At 47.1% G+C, this 16,690-nt stretch carries 16 protein-coding genes; 9 read left to right on the forward strand and 7 right to left on the reverse strand.

From position 1 onward, the window contains the following. Positions 1-164 precede the first annotated feature (164 nt). Positions 165-1,013, forward strand: coding sequence for a YitT family protein (locus tag ACXAGL_RS11655; RefSeq protein WP_474967601.1), 849 nt, complete (start codon positions 165-167; stop codon positions 1,011-1,013). A 149-nt stretch (positions 1,014-1,162) separates the two neighbouring features. On the opposite strand, the gene ACXAGL_RS11660 is transcribed toward ACXAGL_RS11655, so the two are convergent. Then, the gene (locus tag ACXAGL_RS11660; protein WP_474991233.1) at positions 1,163-1,372 is read right to left on the reverse strand and encodes a hypothetical protein; all 210 of its coding nucleotides are present in this window, start codon (positions 1,370-1,372) and stop codon (positions 1,163-1,165) included. A gap of 157 nt (positions 1,373-1,529) precedes the next feature. On the opposite strand from ACXAGL_RS11660, the gene mbcS reads away from it, so the two are divergent. Continuing rightward, complete coding sequence (gene mbcS, locus ACXAGL_RS11665) at positions 1,530-3,107, forward strand: acyl-CoA synthetase MbcS (protein WP_474991234.1); 1,578 nt, start codon at positions 1,530-1,532, stop codon at positions 3,105-3,107. 126 nt (positions 3,108-3,233) lie between these two features. Beyond that, positions 3,234-3,893, forward strand: a complete 660-nt coding sequence (locus ACXAGL_RS11670) for a reverse transcriptase-like protein (protein WP_474991235.1) — start codon at positions 3,234-3,236, stop codon at positions 3,891-3,893. 1 nt (position 3,894) lies between these two features. Here the strand turns inward: ACXAGL_RS11670 and ACXAGL_RS11675 are convergent, their stop codons facing one another. After that, a complete protein-coding gene (locus tag ACXAGL_RS11675; protein WP_474991236.1) occupies positions 3,895-4,389 on the reverse strand; it encodes a L,D-transpeptidase family protein in 495 nt (164 codons plus the stop codon). 101 nt (positions 4,390-4,490) lie between these two features. Beyond that, positions 4,491-5,387: a formyltetrahydrofolate deformylase gene (gene purU, locus ACXAGL_RS11680; protein ID WP_474967606.1), complete on the reverse strand. Its 897-nt coding sequence runs from the start codon at positions 5,385-5,387 to the stop codon at positions 4,491-4,493. 242 nt (positions 5,388-5,629) lie between these two features. On the opposite strand from purU, the gene ACXAGL_RS11685 reads away from it, so the two are divergent. Both ACXAGL_RS11685 and ACXAGL_RS11690 read left to right on the forward strand, forming a co-directional pair. Next, complete coding sequence (locus tag ACXAGL_RS11685; RefSeq protein WP_474991237.1) at positions 5,630-6,052, forward strand: hypothetical protein; 423 nt, start codon at positions 5,630-5,632, stop codon at positions 6,050-6,052. A 112-nt stretch (positions 6,053-6,164) separates the two neighbouring features. After that, the gene (locus ACXAGL_RS11690) at positions 6,165-6,419 is read left to right on the forward strand and encodes a hypothetical protein (protein ID WP_474967608.1); all 255 of its coding nucleotides are present in this window, start codon (positions 6,165-6,167) and stop codon (positions 6,417-6,419) included. A gap of 1 nt (position 6,420) precedes the next feature. On the opposite strand, the gene ACXAGL_RS11695 is transcribed toward ACXAGL_RS11690, so the two are convergent. Continuing rightward, positions 6,421-6,693 carry a hypothetical protein gene (locus ACXAGL_RS11695; protein ID WP_474991238.1) on the reverse strand — a complete coding sequence of 91 codons (273 nt, stop codon included), beginning with the start codon at positions 6,691-6,693 and terminating at the stop codon, positions 6,421-6,423. 255 nt (positions 6,694-6,948) lie between these two features. Here ACXAGL_RS11695 and ACXAGL_RS11700 point away from each other — a divergent pair, with 255 nt between their 5' ends. Further along, the gene (locus ACXAGL_RS11700) at positions 6,949-8,571 is read left to right on the forward strand and encodes a BCCT family transporter (RefSeq protein ID WP_474991239.1); all 1,623 of its coding nucleotides are present in this window, start codon (positions 6,949-6,951) and stop codon (positions 8,569-8,571) included. Between the two features lie 64 nt (positions 8,572-8,635). On the opposite strand, the gene ACXAGL_RS11705 is transcribed toward ACXAGL_RS11700, so the two are convergent. Continuing rightward, a complete protein-coding gene (locus tag ACXAGL_RS11705) occupies positions 8,636-9,346 on the reverse strand; it encodes a DUF5694 domain-containing protein (protein WP_474991240.1) in 711 nt (236 codons plus the stop codon). A gap of 19 nt (positions 9,347-9,365) precedes the next feature. Continuing rightward, positions 9,366-10,277, reverse strand: coding sequence for a TIGR03571 family LLM class oxidoreductase (locus tag ACXAGL_RS11710; RefSeq protein WP_474992369.1), 912 nt, complete (start codon positions 10,275-10,277; stop codon positions 9,366-9,368). Positions 10,278-10,739: 462 nt separating this feature from the next. On the opposite strand from ACXAGL_RS11710, the gene ACXAGL_RS11715 reads away from it, so the two are divergent. Next, on the forward strand, positions 10,740-12,530 hold the full coding sequence (locus ACXAGL_RS11715; RefSeq protein WP_474991241.1) for a M3 family oligoendopeptidase: 1,791 nt from the start codon (positions 10,740-10,742) through the stop codon (positions 12,528-12,530). A 2-nt stretch (positions 12,531-12,532) separates the two neighbouring features. Further along, positions 12,533-12,838, forward strand: a complete 306-nt coding sequence (locus tag ACXAGL_RS11720) for a 4a-hydroxytetrahydrobiopterin dehydratase (protein ID WP_474991242.1) — start codon at positions 12,533-12,535, stop codon at positions 12,836-12,838. A gap of 814 nt (positions 12,839-13,652) precedes the next feature. Here the strand turns inward: ACXAGL_RS11720 and ACXAGL_RS11725 are convergent. Then, positions 13,653-14,597, reverse strand: a complete 945-nt coding sequence (locus tag ACXAGL_RS11725) for an RluA family pseudouridine synthase (protein WP_474991243.1) — start codon at positions 14,595-14,597, stop codon at positions 13,653-13,655. A gap of 248 nt (positions 14,598-14,845) precedes the next feature. Between ACXAGL_RS11725 and typA the strand changes: the two genes are divergently transcribed. Then, positions 14,846-16,687 (forward strand): translational GTPase TypA, encoded by a 1,842-nt coding sequence (gene typA, locus ACXAGL_RS11730; protein WP_027956129.1) that lies wholly within the window; start codon positions 14,846-14,848, stop codon positions 16,685-16,687. Positions 16,688-16,690: the final 3 nt, after the last annotated feature.

Here is a 16,690-nt window from a genome sequence, read left to right on the forward strand (position 1 = left end):
TTCAATTTGCTGAATATTTCCGCTTAAACCGCTTACTTAAAATAAATCCTTTTTTTACATCAACAGCTGTTTACAAAAGGCAGAAAGGGCTCTATAATCCCGATTGTATTGCAAATTTCGTTCGACAAAATCCTATCATTAATTACAAAAAAGGAGGCTCTCAGATGTTTAAAAAAGTGTGGTCATTTCTAATGATGAATCTTGGTGCGCTTGCTGTAGCAACCAACGTCCACTTCTTCCTGTCCCCGAACGACCTGGCTACAGGGGGAGTGAGTGGTTTATCCATCGTATTGAATAAGGTTTTTCCTGATTTGTCCCTTGGAATGATTATGATTCTCTTGAATATTGTCTTATTTATCGTCGGTTTTATTTTCCTAGGGTTCCAATTTGGTGTGAAAACTATTTATGCAAGTTTTGCACTTTCATTTATGGTTTGGGGCCTCGAAGCCTTTTTCCCTATGCAGGAAGCTCTGAGTGATGATCTGCTGATTCAGCTGATTATCGGACAGATTATTGCCGCTTCAGGCATGGCCCTCGTTTTTCATCAGGGAGCTTCCACAGGTGGGACGGATATCCTGGCTATGATTCTAAATAAATTCTTCTCCATTGAAGTTGGAAAAGGTGTGCTTTTCTCTGATATTGCCATTGCCACATCTTCCATCTTCCTGTTCGGCCCTACGGTCGGTATGTATGCGTTCTTTGGTGTCATCCTCAATGGTCTTGTGATCGATTATATGCTTCAGCAGTTCGAGGATAACAAGGAGATTGTTATTATCAGCCGTGAGAGTGAGCTTGTCCGTAACTTTATCATCAATAAGCTCGGCCGCGGTGCTACCATTCATGAAGCGAAGGGTGCGTTTAACCAGGAGCAGAAGGAAGTCATCACTACAATTCTCAGCCGGAAAGATTATACCCGTCTCAAGAAATATATGACGGCTGTAGATGAGCAGGCGTTTATAACGGTTCACTCCATGAATGAAATTCTTGGGGAGAATTTCAAACGACTGGCTTGACTCCTGGAGAAACCGACGGCGCTTCTCATCCCTTCATTCCCGAACGGTCGAATGGCAGCGGCGATCAGTCGTGTCTGGTCATACTTGGATGAAAGATCAACATGATACGGATATAGAGATAAACATCAAAAAAGAGTCTCCGGAAGGCATCACCGGAGGCTCTTTTTTCTGTCTTTTCGGATGGAAGGGGAAGCGAGAGCTACATTCATAATGACCACACTTGCAACGGAAGCTGCGGTGTAATTGTAATTGTTTGTTACGATGGAGAGGGACAGAAATAAAGCCAACATCACTCCTGAAATGAACAGGAGAGGGAAACCACGAATGACACGCTGCTTTTTCATTGGACGAAACTCCATCTGCCGCACTCCTCTCTACAGTTAGTACCAGTATATGAAAAGTTTTAATTATCTGTCAATTGTTCTGAATAAAAGGAACAATATTTGAAAGATTTAGATAAATTGGTATAATGGGAGTGTTGAAAATGCAGTACGTTATTATGGAGGAGGATGGCACATGAATCGAGAAGAATTGATCGCCCCGGAACGGTACAACGTCGTTTCTGAAATGGAAAAGTATGCAGACGATGCCGAAAGGAAAGCTTTATTATGGTTGAACGATCAGGGGGAAACGAAAGAAGTTACATATCAAAGCCTGATGGAACGTGCGAATAAAATTGGAAACGCTTTCCTTGACTGTGGATTAAAGCAGGGAGATAAGATCCTGGTTATGATCCCACGCCTTATTGAAGCATATCAGGTTTACACGGCGGCTTTGAAGGCCGGACTTGTCGTTATTCCAAGTTCTGAAATGCTGAGGACGAAAGATCTTCAGTACCGGATCAGTCACGGAGAAGTCCGGGGCGTTGTCAGTTATTCTCCTTATACAGATCAGTTTCAAGGGATCCGCGAATACGATGAGCTTGTGAGGTTTTCCGTCGGTGAACAGAAGGAAGGGTGGCATCACCTAGACAGTCTGATGGAAGATTACAGCGTAACGATGACGCCTGCTGACACGGGTCGTGAAGATATGGCATTCCTCTCCTATACTTCAGGAACTACCGGAAATCCAAAAGGGGTCGTTCACACGCATGGATGGGGATATGCCCATCTGAAAACAGCGGCTTATCAATGGCTGGCCATTGAAGATGGAGATACCGTGTGGGCAACAGCTGGTCCAGGATGGCAGAAGTGGATTTGGAGTCCGTTTTTATCTGTGCTGGGGACGGGTGCAAGGGGACTCGTTTATCAAGGGAAATTCGATCCGAATGTCTACCTGGATATCATGGACAAACACGATGTGAATGTGCTCTGCTGTACGCCGACGGAATATCGTTTGATGGCGAAAGTGGATAACTTGAGTGAGTACAGTCTGAACCATCTTCACAGTGCCGTGTCAGCGGGGGAACCTTTGAACAGAGAAGTCATCGACACCTTCCAGAGGCATTTTCAAGTGACTGTCAGGGACGGATACGGCCAGACGGAAAATACACTTCTCGTTGGGATTATGAAGGATATGGAAGTCCGGCCGGGATCGATGGGACGCCCGACACCAGGCAACCAAGTCGAAATCGTGGATGAAATGGGGGTGCCTGTCGGGACGGATGAAGTGGGAGATATTGCTGTACACTTGGATACCCCGGCGCTCTTTAAAGAGTATTATAAAGATCCAGAGAGGACGAAAATGTCAAGGAGAGGCAATTACTATATTACTGGAGATCAAGCCAAAAAAGATGCGGATGGATACTTCTGGTTTGAAGGGCGCAGTGATGACATCATTATCAGCTCGGGGTATACGATCGGACCATTTGAAGTAGAGGATGCGCTCGTCAAACATCCGGCTGTCCGGGAATGTGCCGTAGTTGCAAGTCCGGATGAAGTCCGGGGCAATATTGTAAAAGCATTCATTGTGCTGCAGTCCGGGTATGAAAAAGACAGTCAAATCGTTCAGGAGCTGCAGACTCATGTGAAGGAGCATACGGCCCCTTATAAATATCCGAGGAAAATTGAGTTTATCGAAGAACTTCCCAAAACAACCTCGGGTAAAATACGAAGGATCGAACTGAGGGAAAAGGAAAAATCCTTCCATAATTAAGCAGGAAAACCGGAGGCATTCAGTCTCCGGTTTTTTCGTTCTCTTCCGTTTGAAGTGATAAGATAGACGGGAAATAGGCAGATTATAAGAACAGGAACTTACATGGAAGTGGAAAGGTGGAGTCTTATGAACATACACGTAGAAATTACATACCGTGCGAAAAACAAAACGGAAGTCTTTTTCAAATCTGAATCTGTTTCTCCTGGAGAAGCGCTTCTTATAGCGGAAGACCTTGAAAAAACAGGACGATTGAAGGATATCGCATTTATTGATGATTATGATACTTCATGGAAATTGAAGGATCTGAAGAAGTATATGGCCAAAGTGGACGCCGAGCCCCATCACATACGAGTGTATTTTGACGGAGGGTTCGACAGGAATGACAGGAAGGGTGGTCTGGGATGCGCGATTTATTATGAGCAGGACGGCCGGTTTATGCGTCTAAGGAAAAATGCCGCGGTCGAGGAAATGGAAACGAATAATGAGGCGGAGTACGCTGCTCTTTATTTTGCTGTACAGGAACTGGAGGCGATGGGGGTTCAGCATATGCCTGTAAGCTTTATCGGTGATTCCCAGGTTGTCATCAATCAAATGAAGGAGGAATGGCCGACGATGGAACAATCCCTTCATGAATGGGCGGACCGGATCGATGGGAAGCTTAGGGCCATGTCCATAGAGGCGTCCTACCATCTGATCTCAAGGAAGGACAACCGTGAATGCGACCGGCTTGCCACTCAGGCCCTGCAGGGAACAGAAGTGGAGAGTACGTCTGAAGTGCAGGGATAGGTTATAAATGGATGGTGACGGGGGTGCCGTTCGGAATCGTGAGCGCCAGTTCTTCCACGTCTTCATTGTACATCCGTACACATCCGCGCGATACAGCTTTTCCAATGGAGGACGGATTGTTCGTTCCGTGGATGCCGTAGTGTTCTTTTGATAAGCTCATCCACATCGTTCCGAATGGTCCGCCGGGATCGGGGGCTTTATTCAGGATAATAAAATCCCCGATCGGTGTTTCATAAAGCATCCGCCCGACAGCCACTGGATATTCTTTTACGAACTGCCCGTTTTTGTAGAGCCTCAGCAGGCGTTCATTGATGGAAACATCCAACTGGTACGACTGGGTTTCTACAGGTGGGTACCCTGGGATTGTAATTCTCTGTCCGACCCTGATTACATCCGGATTAGGAATGGAATTGACGGCTAAAATGGTTGTCAGCGACATCCGGTAATCTCTTGATATTTGATAGAGGGTTTCTCCCGGTTTTACCGTATGGAGCATTCCATCATCTCCCCAGAAGTTTTACACCATTGTATGCATGGATGAGACAAAAAAAACCAGACCTCCTGTCTTTGTCAGAAGGAGGTCTGGTTTTTTTCGATTTATAATACGATGGTTTTGTTTTCGTGTACGATGACGCGGTCCTCAAGGTCCCATTTGACACCTCGGTTTAGAACAGTACGTTCAATCAACCGGCCTTTCTTTTTTAAATCGTCGATGTGGTTACGGTGATCGACACGGATGACATCCTGTTCAATGATAGGGCCTTCATCAAGGTCATCTGTTACATAGTGGCAGGTGGCTCCTATCAGCTTAACGCCCCGTTTATGCGCCCGTTTATGTGGATTCGCTCCGATAAAGGCGGGTAGGAACGAATGGTGGATGTTAATGATCTTCGATGGGTGGGTCGACACGAAATGTGGAGTAAGAATCTGCATATATCGTGCAAGTACGATGACATCGATGTCGTATTCCTTCAAAAGCTTCAGTTGTTCCTCTTCCACTTCGTGCCGGATCTCTTTACTTGCGGGAATATGGTAGAAAGGGATGCCGAAGGATTCGACGAGCTCCTTTCCTTCCCTGTGGTTGCTGATGACGAGAGGGATATCCGCCATAAGACCACCACTTTCCCATTCGTAAAGAAGCTCTCGAAGACAATGGAGTTCTTTGGAAACGAAGATGGCCATGTTCTTGAGTTTATATAAAAATGTCAGCCGCCATTTCATATGGAATTGGGCAGCAATTTCCTTGAACCCTTCCTGGAACGTTTCTTCCTTTTCTTTCATATCCGAAGCGGCAAATTCGATGCGTATGAAAAATGTCCCCTCATCCGGGTGTGTTGTGTATTGATTGGACTCCACGATATTTGCTCCGTGTTCATGAAGGAATGTGGAAATGGCAGCCACTATACCCGGTTGATCTGTACAACTGATGAGAAGCCGCGCTTTGTTTTGGTTTTTTTCTGTGTGGTGCTGGATGTGCTGGTTGGTAGACGTCATGCCTGGTCCCCTTTCGTTGTTTCTTTATATTGTAGAGGAAATAAATCCCGAAGCAAACCATGTTTTCGTAAAATTCGCTCGATACCTTTTTGATTTGACAATCATGAGATAAGGAAGGGAACGTTGAGATTTATGAAACGTTTTTCCCTTCCATGTCGTATAGAGAGGTAGAGAAAGAAATCCTGGCGGAAAAAATAACAGGTCCTGTCTATACAAAGAAATAATCAGGAAGGATGGCATGTGTGAAGAAAAAATTAGTGACGTCAGCAGTACTGGCTGCCTTTCTTGTGTTGTCGACCTGGTACATACACCACACGTTTTTTTTCAGCCCTTTATCTTTTGAACGGGATGATATTACCCACCACTCATGGAGCGATTACCAACGTCCGATGACGCTTACTTATTATGACTTGGATGGAGAACGCACATCCTACCAAATGGACACGGATGAAGACATACGGTCGTTTTTCAAAGCAATGAAGAAGTGTCCGTCAAGTGCAGGAGAGAAAAAAGGGACACAGGTGCTGGGGGCGCTCCGCATATCCAGTGCCCGTGAGGTCGTGCTGGAAGCCTATTTTTACAAAGATTTCTGGCACGTGCTGCAGAATGATCATGAGCGGCTTGAAATCACTCCGCAGCTGGAGGGACTGATCAATCAATTGTAAACGCTGAGGCGGCGTTTCTTCGTCCGCCTTCCATGGCATTCTTCCTAAAAGAATAAGGTTGTACTATACTTGGAAAGGATACAGGCAACCATAAGTGGAAGGAGTCAGACGGATGAATAGCTGGTTCACCCATATTTTTAACATCTTAGTCGGAATATTGATCATTGTCGAAGGCGGCGTGTACATATTTATGAATAATAAAGACGGAGACCTTCATCTGCGCAGTATGATGATGACGGTCCTGCTCCTCACAGCTTGGGCCATGTCCTACCGCAAACAGGTGACAAGCGATAATCCCAGTGCGTGGCTGATTGTAACGATCATCATTATGATCCCGATGATTCTCCCGTGGTTGTTCTTTATATAATTTAGAAGAGCCAGCGGTAAAGACCTGCCGCAGCAAAGAAGACGGCTGCCAGCAGATATAGAAAGCCGAAGACGCGGGACCTGGGTTCTTCAGCGGCTGTTTCTACAGTCCCTGCGAACACCAAAAAAAGAATGCCCATGATCACCATCGTCACTTCAACCCCCGAAAACGGGGGTTTTTTTAATAGCAGCCATACTTCAATAGGAATGGCTGTCCACAGGGGTAAAAGCAAGGGGCCGAACCATTTTTCCACTCCCTTATCCAATCTGTCCATTTTTCTCCTCCTCCTCCTTTCCTCATCCAGTCAAGTGTCCATTCTGGTCGAATGCCGGCGGAAAATCTGTTGAATAGGAATATTCTACCCGGGATGGGGTATTAGATTTACATCTAGATTTGCCTTCTGTCTATACAATTGGTACAATTTATTCTGTACGATTTACTTAATCCTCTGATTTATCCCCCGCATTGCATGTTTTAACCCTTGCAGTTCAAACTACTTAACGAAGGTATAGGAAAGGATGTATGTCACTTGAAAATGAAGCTTATTGACTGGCCTACGTTTATTGGGGCCTTAATATTACTGCTCGGAGTTACCGTTCCGTTAATTGTTTTCCCTGAGGCAGGGAAAGAAGTGGTGTCTCAAGCCAATACATTTATGACAGAGAATTTCGGCGTTCTTTATATGGTTCTTGGATTTGTCATTTTTGCTTTTTTAATCTATGTCGCTTTCAGTAAAAATGGAGCCATCAAACTCGGAGATGAAGGAGAAAAACCTGAATTCAGTACATTCTCCTGGGCTGCGATGCTTTTCGCTGCCGGGATCGGTTCCAGTATTCTTTACTGGGCAGTCATTGAATGGGCGTATTATTATCAGGGACCTCCTTTCGGCGTAGAGCCGGAGTCGAAGGAAGCCATCAAGTGGGCTTCTACTTACGGCATGTTCCACTGGGGACCTATCGCCTGGGCGATTTACACGCTGCCGGCACTGCCGATTGCCTATTTCTATTATGTACGCAAAAAGCCGGTATTGAAAGTATCTGAAGCCGTACGTCCGGTCCTTGGTGATACGGTGGACGGCCCGGTCGGTACAATTATTGATGTCCTGTTTATGTTCGGACTTCTTGGCGGTGCGGGAACGACGCTTGCGCTCGGAACACCGATGATTGCACAGGGGGTCAATGATTTAACTGGCATCCCTGTAACGCTCGGTCTGAAAAGTGGGATTATGCTGCTTTGTACGTTGATTTTCGCAATCAGTGCCTATTCAGGATTGAAACGCGGGATTAAAATCCTTAGTGATGTGAACTTATGGCTGTCCATCTTCCTGCTTGCGTTTATTTTCATTTTCGGTCCGACCCGTTTTATGAGTGAAACGACGTTCACATCTCTCGGACTTCTTGCAGATAACTTCTTCCGCATGGCTACATGGATGGAGCCGTTCGGAAACCTCGGCCAGTTTGAGAAGACGAGCTTCCCTGAATACTGGACCGTGTTCTACTGGGCATGGTGGCTCGTGTACGCTCCGTTTGTCGGTTTATTTGTTGCCCGTATTTCCAGAGGACGTACCATCCGTCAAATGATCCTCGGGACGATGGTTTACGGAACAATCGGATGTGTCCTTTTCTTCGGAATTATGGGGAACTTCGGACTTTACCTGCAGATTTCAGGTCAATTTGATGCCATTGCCTTTATGAACGATAACGGGGCACCGGCAACCATTATTGAAATTATGAACCAGCTGCCGCTGGCTGATTTCATTGTCTTGATCTTTACGGTCCTGGCTATCATTTTCCTTGCCACGACCTTTGATTCTTCCTCCTACATTCTTGCGTCTGTGACACAGAGAAGTGTAGAAGGTGAACCGCTTCGCTGGAACCGGTTGTTCTGGGCGTTCGCGTTATGTATCATGCCGCTCGCTCTCATGTTCCTCGGTGGACTGGATACGCTGCAGACAGCAAGTATCGTCGGTGGTTTCCCGCTCATTATCATCATGTTCCTGCTCGCCTGGTCGTTTATGAAGGCGTCCAATACGGATATTCGTGAGTCTGACGACTATGAGCCATCCACCATTCACATTAAGCGCTGGAAAAACCGTAAGAAAAAGAAAAAGCGTTCCGCCCTCGAGGCTCTTGAAGATAAAGATACGGATTAAAAATAAGGAAACCCTGAACTCCATTGGAGTTCAGGGTTTTTTCTTTCCCGCAGAACAAAGGGGGTCAAACGTTCTTTTTTTCTGGAAGGTAGGGGACGACGTCCTGGATGATCACATCGCCGCTTTCCTGGAGAAACTGTTCCACCAGATGAAGGTGATCGGCACCGACGAGAACAAGGACACGGTCCCAGGGTGCAGCTGTGCGGAGGATGTTGGCGGCCATGGCTAAGTCGCGGTGGTGCCACTGTTTGAGCCAGTGGACACCAATTTGGTGCTGGCGGTCCCCGACACGGGTCAACTTCATATAGACGCGCTGCAGTTGTTCTTTGTAACCCTCGTGATTAATGTAATGGAAATAGCCCGCCAGTGTTTGTTTATCCTCCATCTGCTTTACATCCTTCTGTATGGAAAGAATATCCTTGAGAAGCTCCGGTTGATGCTCTCCCGCCCAGGAGAATACCTGCTCAAGGGAAGGGGTGGACATATCCACAATCTCGTCAACAGGATAGAGGTGATTCTGTTCAAGGGAGGCTGCAAGTGGGAAAGCGATCTGTTCCACTTCATCGTACGCAGGTGCCTGCTCTCCCGTTAGGAACTGCTCCAGCCTTTTGTTGAGTTCTTCTTCAAGGAAAAAAGATTTTTCCACCGCAATCTTTGTCGGTTTCCATTCTTTCAAGGAAGCGGTCAGGGAAGAAAGTTCATCTCTATGCTTATGGATCATTTCCGGCTCCACAGCCATATGAAAAGTGCCGAGAAGCATAATCTCCGGTTTCATATCATCATTCCTTTCCGTGTCATTTGAAATAGGGCAGGATATCTTCGCCAATTTCCTGCATTACCTCAGCTGTCGGTCGTTTGTTTTTGGAAAGGCCGAACATCATATGGTTCACACCAGCGGAACGGTACTGTTCGATAATATCCTTTAAACCTTCGCGTCCGGTTTGATAACCGGCAGGAATTTTTTCGACAGGGGCTCCAGGGTTTTCAGAAAGAATGACAGGAAGAGGCATGAAAAAGGGACGGAAAACATCGCCGTGGAAGCCTCTCACTTTTTCCCTGTACATGTCAATCGTCTGTTTCTGCTGTTCTGGACGCTGAGGATAAAACATCCACCCATCTCCGTGTTCAGCAATCCAGTCGAGCGTCTGCTGACAATAGCCTGTCATAAAAACAGGAATCCGGTTCGGCGGCTTAGGAACGAGGTTGGCTTTATCAAGCTTGCCGAAAGAGGAGAAGGCTTCCGGGTACTCTTCATATAAGGCCTTCGCAAAGAAATCGTAGGCTTCTCTGAACCATGCCCCGCGCTCCATGATAGGGATGTTCAATCCTTCAAAGTCCTTCCGCCGGTCTCCAGAGGATAGGCCGGCCATGAGACGTCCGGGAAACAAGCGTTCAATGCTTGCCAGCTCCTTTGCTGTCCGTAAAGGGTGGCGGAGCGGCATGACCAATGCGGCTGTCCCGAGATTGATGGACTGGGTGTGGGAGGCCAGGTAGGTTAAGTAGATCAGGCTGTCAAAGATCTGCCCGGTTGCCGGGTCTTCAAACGTTGGATCTTCAAGAAGGACGTCCTGCAGCCATAGACAGTGAAAACCGAGTTCTTCTGCCATCTGCGCCTTCTGGACTTGATCGTCCATGAGCGGTGTCTCTTTATCGTAATTTTCAATCGGTATCGTCAGTCCAAAAGATATCTGATCTTTTTGGAGCATGTTCTGCCATCCGCGATGGTTTTCAAACAAAATATTTCCTCCTCCATGTTTCTTTCTTCTTCTTATTATAATGAGGAGGAGGCTGGACTTCTAATCAAAGGAACTAAAAAGCACCTTCTCCTGAGGGAAGAGAGGCGCTCGTTGCAAATCACATGACATAGATGGCCAGATAAAGGACAAGAGTGAGAAAAACGGAACCTCCGGCTACACTCACGATTTCTGTTCGGTCGTATTCCATACGTTTTTTCAATGTCATCGCTCCTTAAAGATATAAATGTCATCTTCCTATGTGTTTTTTTGTTCTACTCTATATGACGATTGAATAGTCAGAAAGGTTTCATTTATATTACAAAAATGCAACTTTTTCATGTCGGTGATTTTTATGTGTCATCACGTAAAGGGAGTTTGCACCTCTGATATAATGGAAGAAGCAATCCATAATAGATGGGAGAGGAAACGCTTATGTCTACCTATGCAATGACGTGGAATCTGGACAGTCTTTTTCAAGGCGGCAGCCATTCCAGTGAATTAAAAAACTATGTCCAGCAGCTGGAGGTTCATCTGGAGGAGCTTGAATCGCTTATTCCATCCTTTGTGCCGCCGTCCAGTACAGATGAAACGGAACCATTACATCACATGATAGAGGCTCTTCAGGTGGCTGTGAAAGAGCTTGAAGAATTCAGTGCCTTTACGAGCTGTCTGCAGGCTCAGGATGTGAACGATACTGGAGCTGGTCAATGGCTGGCGAAGAGGAGTGAACTGGGAGCCCGTCTGAATAATGTGCTGGTTCAGCTCGATGAGACGTTCATCACCATTGATGATGAAATCTGGACTTCGCTTCTACAGCAGCCATCGCTGAAGGAACTGTCCTTCGTGCTTGATGAGCGGAGACAGAAGGCTGCAGATAAGCTGGATGCGTCACGGGAATCGTTAATCAATGACCTTAGTGTTGATGGCTACGACGCATGGGAGCTCATGTATGACCGGCTTGTCGCTAAATTGTCTGTCAAAGTGGAAGGCAGGTCCTTATCGGTTGGGCAGGCCTCCAATAAATTGGATTCCCCCGACCGTTCTGTCCGCAAGGAAGCTTTTGATCAATTGCAGAAGGCGTGGCAGAACGAAGCGGACGTATTCAGTGAAACATTGAATCATTTATCTGGGTTCCGCCTTCAAACTTATAAGCATAGAGGGTGGGAGAATGTCCTCAAGGAGCCACTCGACTACAACCGGATGAGTGCCGAGACGCTTGAGACCATGTGGAACGTCATCACCGATTATAAGCAGGCCTACATTCCATATATGAGAAGAAAAGCAGAACTTCTGGGTGTGGACCAGCTTCGTTTTTATGATGTGGAAGCTCCTGTCGGAAAGACGGATAGTACAAAGAGCTTTCAGGAGGGGGCCTCCTTTATTATCGAGCAGTTCAGGAAGTTCAGCCCTAAAATGGCCGATTTTGCTGAGATGGCATTTGAGAAAGGCTGGATAGAGGCTGAGGACCGTCCTGGGAAGCAGCCGGGTGGATTCTGCACCAGCTTTCCGGATAGTGAAGAAACAAGAATTTTCATGACCTACTCCGGCAGCCCCTCCAGTGTCGCCACACTGGCTCATGAACTTGGTCATGCCTATCATCAGCATGTCATGAATGACCTTCCTGTATTGAATCAGGGCTATGCGATGAACGTAGCTGAAACAGCCTCTACGTTTGCAGAAATGATCGTAGCCGATGCCGCCGTGAAAGAAGCGTCCACGAAGGAAGAGAAGATGACGCTTCTCGAGGAAAAAGTACAGAGCAGTGTGGCTTTCTTTATGAATATCCATGCCCGTTTCCTGTTTGAAACACGGTTTTACGAAGAACGGAGGAGGGGAATCGTACCTCAGGAACGTCTCAATGAATTGATGGTGGAAGCACAGAAGGAAGCCTATATGGAAACGCTGGAAGAGTATGATCCGACGTTCTGGGCATCCAAGCTTCATTTCCACATCACCGATGTTCCGTTTTACAACTTCCCATACACCTTCGGCTATCTGTTCAGCGTGGGAATCTATGCGAAGGCATTGGAGACCGGACCTGAATTTGAAGAGCGTTACACAGCGCTGCTGAGGGATACAGGGAAGATGACGGTAGAGGAACTGGCCTGGAAACATCTCGGTGTCAATCTCGAGGAAAGAGAGTTCTGGGAACATGCCGTGGAACTATGCACAGCCGATCTGGATGCATTTATGAAATACAGTGAATCATCAATGGAGGGATAAGGATGGATGAAACGCGTATTCCGGAAGAAGCCAAGCTGGAGAGAGTGGCTGAGCTGGATGGATGGAAGCTGACCGATGAGAAATTCATTGCGAAACGCTATCGATTCCAGGATTTCTTAACAGGCGTCCGTTTTGTCAATTTGATTGCGGAGTATGCTGAGGAAATCCAGCACCATCCGTTCATCAGCATCGATTATAAGATGGTGACGTTAAAACTGACCTCCTGGAATGCCGGGGGCCTGACAGAACTCGATCTGGAGTGCGCCCGGAAGTACGACAGCATTTATCAGTCTATTGAACAGAAATAAAAGACGCTTAACTCACCTTGTGCCAAACAAACGGTTATAACAAGACCCCCTTACTTTCACAGGGAGCCACGTTCCGCCTACCGTTGGATAGCTGACGCAGACGTTACCAGCGATCAGCTCATCCGGGGTGGAGGCAAGAATGAAATACTGATGGCCATCGACGGAAGAGGGAATCATCGGGAACTTTGTTGAGCCAAAACCCGCTCCTGGAATCAGGAGCGGGTTTTGGCTGTAGAAAAAGCCTGTGTCGACCAGTTAGAGTTGTCCATTTGTCGTGGGAAGGGTCACATTCCGCTTATCGGTGGATGAATGCCGCGGGCACGTCCTCAGCTAACTTGGTCAGGAAGATCGTCTGCCCAAGTGGATCTTCGGCCCGTGCTGTTTTCGCAGGCATCACCACCGAACGCTACTCGTGCCGACGTTAAAATATAGAGGAGAAAGACTGCGCCCTATGCAGGTTCGCAGATTCCAAAGAACGGCATGAGTTGCGCTATGGCCGCTTGCGTGGAAAAGAAGGGAAAGAACAAGCGCTGATGATGGCTGCCTGCCGGAATACGGAAAAGACTGTTCTCCATCCAACAAGGGCGATCTGGGTGAAGGAGAGTCTTGTTCGATGTTAGAGAACTCCCAAGGAGCGGTGCCCCTTCCACTCCTGCGGATGAACGAGTGGTCCGAGATCGCCGAGCGTGGGTGTTGCGAGGAAGCTCGGGCGCTCGTCCGCGGAAAGGGAAGGGGCTTTCGCTCCTGGCGGTAAGAAAGAAAAAAGCTTGTAAAGAAACAGGGGTTTCTCTAAAAGCTGAAACCGCTCCTGGAATCAGGAGCGGTTTTTTATCTGTTTCAGCAAATCAATATGAGCATTGGTAAATAACGTGGACGATGGGGCGGGAGGTGCATAACAATGAATCGTTTCCTCAGTAAAAGGATGGACGAATGTCAGCCTGGCTGCATGAAGAGCCTGTTTATAGTGGATATTCCCTTTTCCCCCGTACAGCGTATCCCCGATCAATGGATATCCGATCGAGCTCAAGTGCACACGGATTTGATGTGTCCTTCCTGTCTCCAACTGCAGCATAACGAGGGAGCAGTCCTGACCGGCATCATAGCTTAACACGGTATAATGCGTCTCTGCATACCGGCCGTCCCTGGAGACCATTCGTTTTACGGTATGTTCTGGATCTTTGCCGATCGGTTTAATGATCGTCCCCTGCTCCGGGAGAAGTCTGCCGTGAACCCAGGCCAGGTAGGAGCGTTTGATCTTCCTTTCCTGGATTTCTTTTCCGAGCATCGCTGTAGCCAGTGCATGCTTGGCAAATAATATGGCTCCGGATGTATCCCGGTCGAGCCGGTGGACATACTTCGGAGTAGAGGGTATACCTTGTCTTTGGAAATATCCGGCGGCTCCGTTGACAAGGGTATCGTGTTCATCCGGCCGGTTCGGGTGTGTGAACACACCGGCCGGTTTATTGATGACAAGCAGATGATCATCCTCAAAAACGGGGTCGATCGACATGGACGATGGAGTTACCTCTAAAGGCTCCGGTCCGAAAAGCCGGAGGCGGAGGTGATCCCCGGAGTGGACATTCGTCGTTTTGTAATGAGGAAAGGTGTTGTTCAGCATCACCTCATTCTGGGAACGGAAACGATGCATCAGTTTCCTCGGCACATGCCATTGTTTTGTCAGGATCTTTTCGATTGTTAAACCGTCCCATTTAAAGGGGATGATGACGTTGAGCCATTCCCCGTCCCGGCTTGTTTTCATGATGGACACCTAATTTCTGGCTGCTGTGTATCCGGTTCTTTTTCGAAGGAACCTGGACCAATTGATTTTATTTTACTTGTTTCCATATCTGTGGTGCAATGGGGAATAGAAGTGATTCTGCCGGGAAGGTGCAAAACCAGCCAGCTGTCTATCGTTAACTCTAAGTAAATCTGGTATCGATCCTAAAGCAGTTGTGTTATAATAGAACGGTTGAATAATATTTGCGATACGAAAGAGGTGTGTGCTTCATGCAACACAGAGATGATATTCGTAATATAGCCATCATCGCACACGTTGACCACGGTAAAACAACGCTGGTTGACCAGATGCTTCACTATTCCGGAACTTTCCGCGATAACGAGCATGTCGATGAGCGCGCTATGGACTCTAACGATTTGGAAAAAGAACGCGGCATTACGATTCTTGCTAAGAATACCGCGATCAATTATAACGATGCCCGTATTAATATTTTAGATACTCCAGGTCACGCCGACTTTGGTGGAGAAGTAGAACGTATCCTTAAAATGGTAGACGGCGTTCTTCTCGTTGTCGATGCGTACGAAGGGTGTATGCCACAAACTCGATTTGTTTTGAAAAAAGCGCTGGAACAGAAACTGACACCAGTCGTTGTTCTTAACAAAATCGACCGTCCGAACGCCCGCCCTGACGAAGTCGTCGATGAAGTACTGGATCTGTTCATCGAGCTTGGAGCGGATGACGAACAGCTTGAATTCCCAGTCGTTTATGCGTCTGCTCTTAACGGTACATCCGGCGATGAGCCTGAAGACCAGCAGGAAACGATGGATCCGATCTTTAAGCTGATCATGAACAACATCCCTGCTCCGCACGATACGAAAGATGATCCGCTTCAATTCCAGGTGACTCTGCTTGACTATAACGACTACCTCGGCCGTATTGGTGTCGGACGTGTCTTCAATGGTCAAATTAAAGTCGGTCAGCAGGTTTCCTTGATGAAGAAGGACGGTTCAGTGAAGAACTTCCGTATTTCCAAACTATTCGGTTTCATAGGCTTGAAGCGTGTCGAAATCGAAGAAGCCAAAGCGGGTGACATCATTGCCCTGTCCGGCCTTGAGGATATTAACGTCGGGGAAACGGTCTGTCTGCCTGAACACCAGGATGCGATGGAAATCCCTCGTATTGATGAACCGACCCTGCAGATGACATTCCTTGTCAACAATAGTCCTTTTGCCGGTCGTGAAGGTAAATATGTAACTTCCCGTCAAATTGAAGAGCGTTTGATGACACAGCTGGAAACAGATGTCAGCCTGCGTGTCGACCCTACAGATTCCCCTGATGCCTTCACAGTATCAGGACGTGGTGAACTTCACCTTTCCATCCTTGTGGAAAATATGCGTCGGGAAGGTTATGAACTTCAGCTTTCCAAGCCTAAGGTTATTCTGAAGGAAATCGATGGTCAGACTTGTGAGCCTGTCGAGCGCGTTCAAATCGATACACCGGAAGAGTACCAGGGTGCCGTTATGGAATCCATCGGTTACCGTAAAGGTGAAATGCAGGACATGGTCAATGATGGTAATGGGCAAGTGCGTCTTGAATTCCTTGTACCATCTCGTGGTCTTATTGGCTATGCGACAGAATTCATGACGCAGACACGCGGATATGGAATTTTGAACCATACTTTTGATGGCTATGCGCCCCTTGTAAAAGGCCAGGTCGGCGGACGTCGTGAAGGTGTCCTTGTGTCTCTTGATAAAGGGAAAGCTTCCACGTACGGCATCATGAACCTTGAGGACCGCGGTACCATCTTCGTGGAACCGGGTACAGAAGTGTACGAAGGTATGATTGTCGGAGAGCACAACCGTGAGAACGACTTGACGGTCAACATCACGAAAGAAAAACACTTGACCAACATTCGTTCTGCGAACAAAGACACGACGAATACAATCAAGAAAACCCGTCAAATGACGCTCGAAGAAGCGATTGAGTATCTTGATGATGACGAATACTGTGAGGTTACTCCAGAGAACGTTCGTCTTCGTAAGAAATTCTTGAACAAAAACGAGCGCGAAAAAATGGCGAAGAAGAAAAAGCTTCAAAATACGGACGTATAATAA

It is taken from the genome of Halobacillus sp. ABA4_118 (genome assembly GCF_056160205.1).

Excerpts from the sequence above, each read along its gene's own strand:
- ACXAGL_RS11655 (WP_474967601.1), top strand. The coding sequence starts at position 165 with ATGTTTAAAAAAGTGTGGTCATTTCTAATGATGAATCTTGGTGCGCTT.
- ACXAGL_RS11660 (WP_474991233.1), bottom strand. The coding sequence starts at position 1,372 with ATGGAGTTTCGTCCAATGAAAAAGCAGCGTGTCATTCGTGGTTTCCCT.
- mbcS (WP_474991234.1), top strand. The coding sequence starts at position 1,530 with ATGAATCGAGAAGAATTGATCGCCCCGGAACGGTACAACGTCGTTTCT.
- ACXAGL_RS11670 (WP_474991235.1), top strand. The coding sequence starts at position 3,234 with ATGAACATACACGTAGAAATTACATACCGTGCGAAAAACAAAACGGAA.
- ACXAGL_RS11675 (WP_474991236.1), bottom strand. The coding sequence starts at position 4,389 with ATGCTCCATACGGTAAAACCGGGAGAAACCCTCTATCAAATATCAAGA.
- purU (WP_474967606.1), bottom strand. The coding sequence starts at position 5,387 with ATGACGTCTACCAACCAGCACATCCAGCACCACACAGAAAAAAACCAA.
- ACXAGL_RS11690 (WP_474967608.1), top strand. The coding sequence starts at position 6,165 with ATGAATAGCTGGTTCACCCATATTTTTAACATCTTAGTCGGAATATTG.
- ACXAGL_RS11695 (WP_474991238.1), bottom strand. The coding sequence starts at position 6,693 with ATGGACAGATTGGATAAGGGAGTGGAAAAATGGTTCGGCCCCTTGCTT.
- ACXAGL_RS11705 (WP_474991240.1), bottom strand. The coding sequence starts at position 9,346 with ATGAAACCGGAGATTATGCTTCTCGGCACTTTTCATATGGCTGTGGAG.
- ACXAGL_RS11710 (WP_474992369.1), bottom strand. The coding sequence starts at position 10,277 with ATGCTCCAAAAAGATCAGATATCTTTTGGACTGACGATACCGATTGAA.
- ACXAGL_RS11715 (WP_474991241.1), top strand. The coding sequence starts at position 10,740 with ATGTCTACCTATGCAATGACGTGGAATCTGGACAGTCTTTTTCAAGGC.
- ACXAGL_RS11720 (WP_474991242.1), top strand. The coding sequence starts at position 12,533 with ATGGATGAAACGCGTATTCCGGAAGAAGCCAAGCTGGAGAGAGTGGCT.
- ACXAGL_RS11725 (WP_474991243.1), bottom strand. The coding sequence starts at position 14,597 with ATGAAAACAAGCCGGGACGGGGAATGGCTCAACGTCATCATCCCCTTT.
- typA (WP_027956129.1), top strand. The coding sequence starts at position 14,846 with ATGCAACACAGAGATGATATTCGTAATATAGCCATCATCGCACACGTT.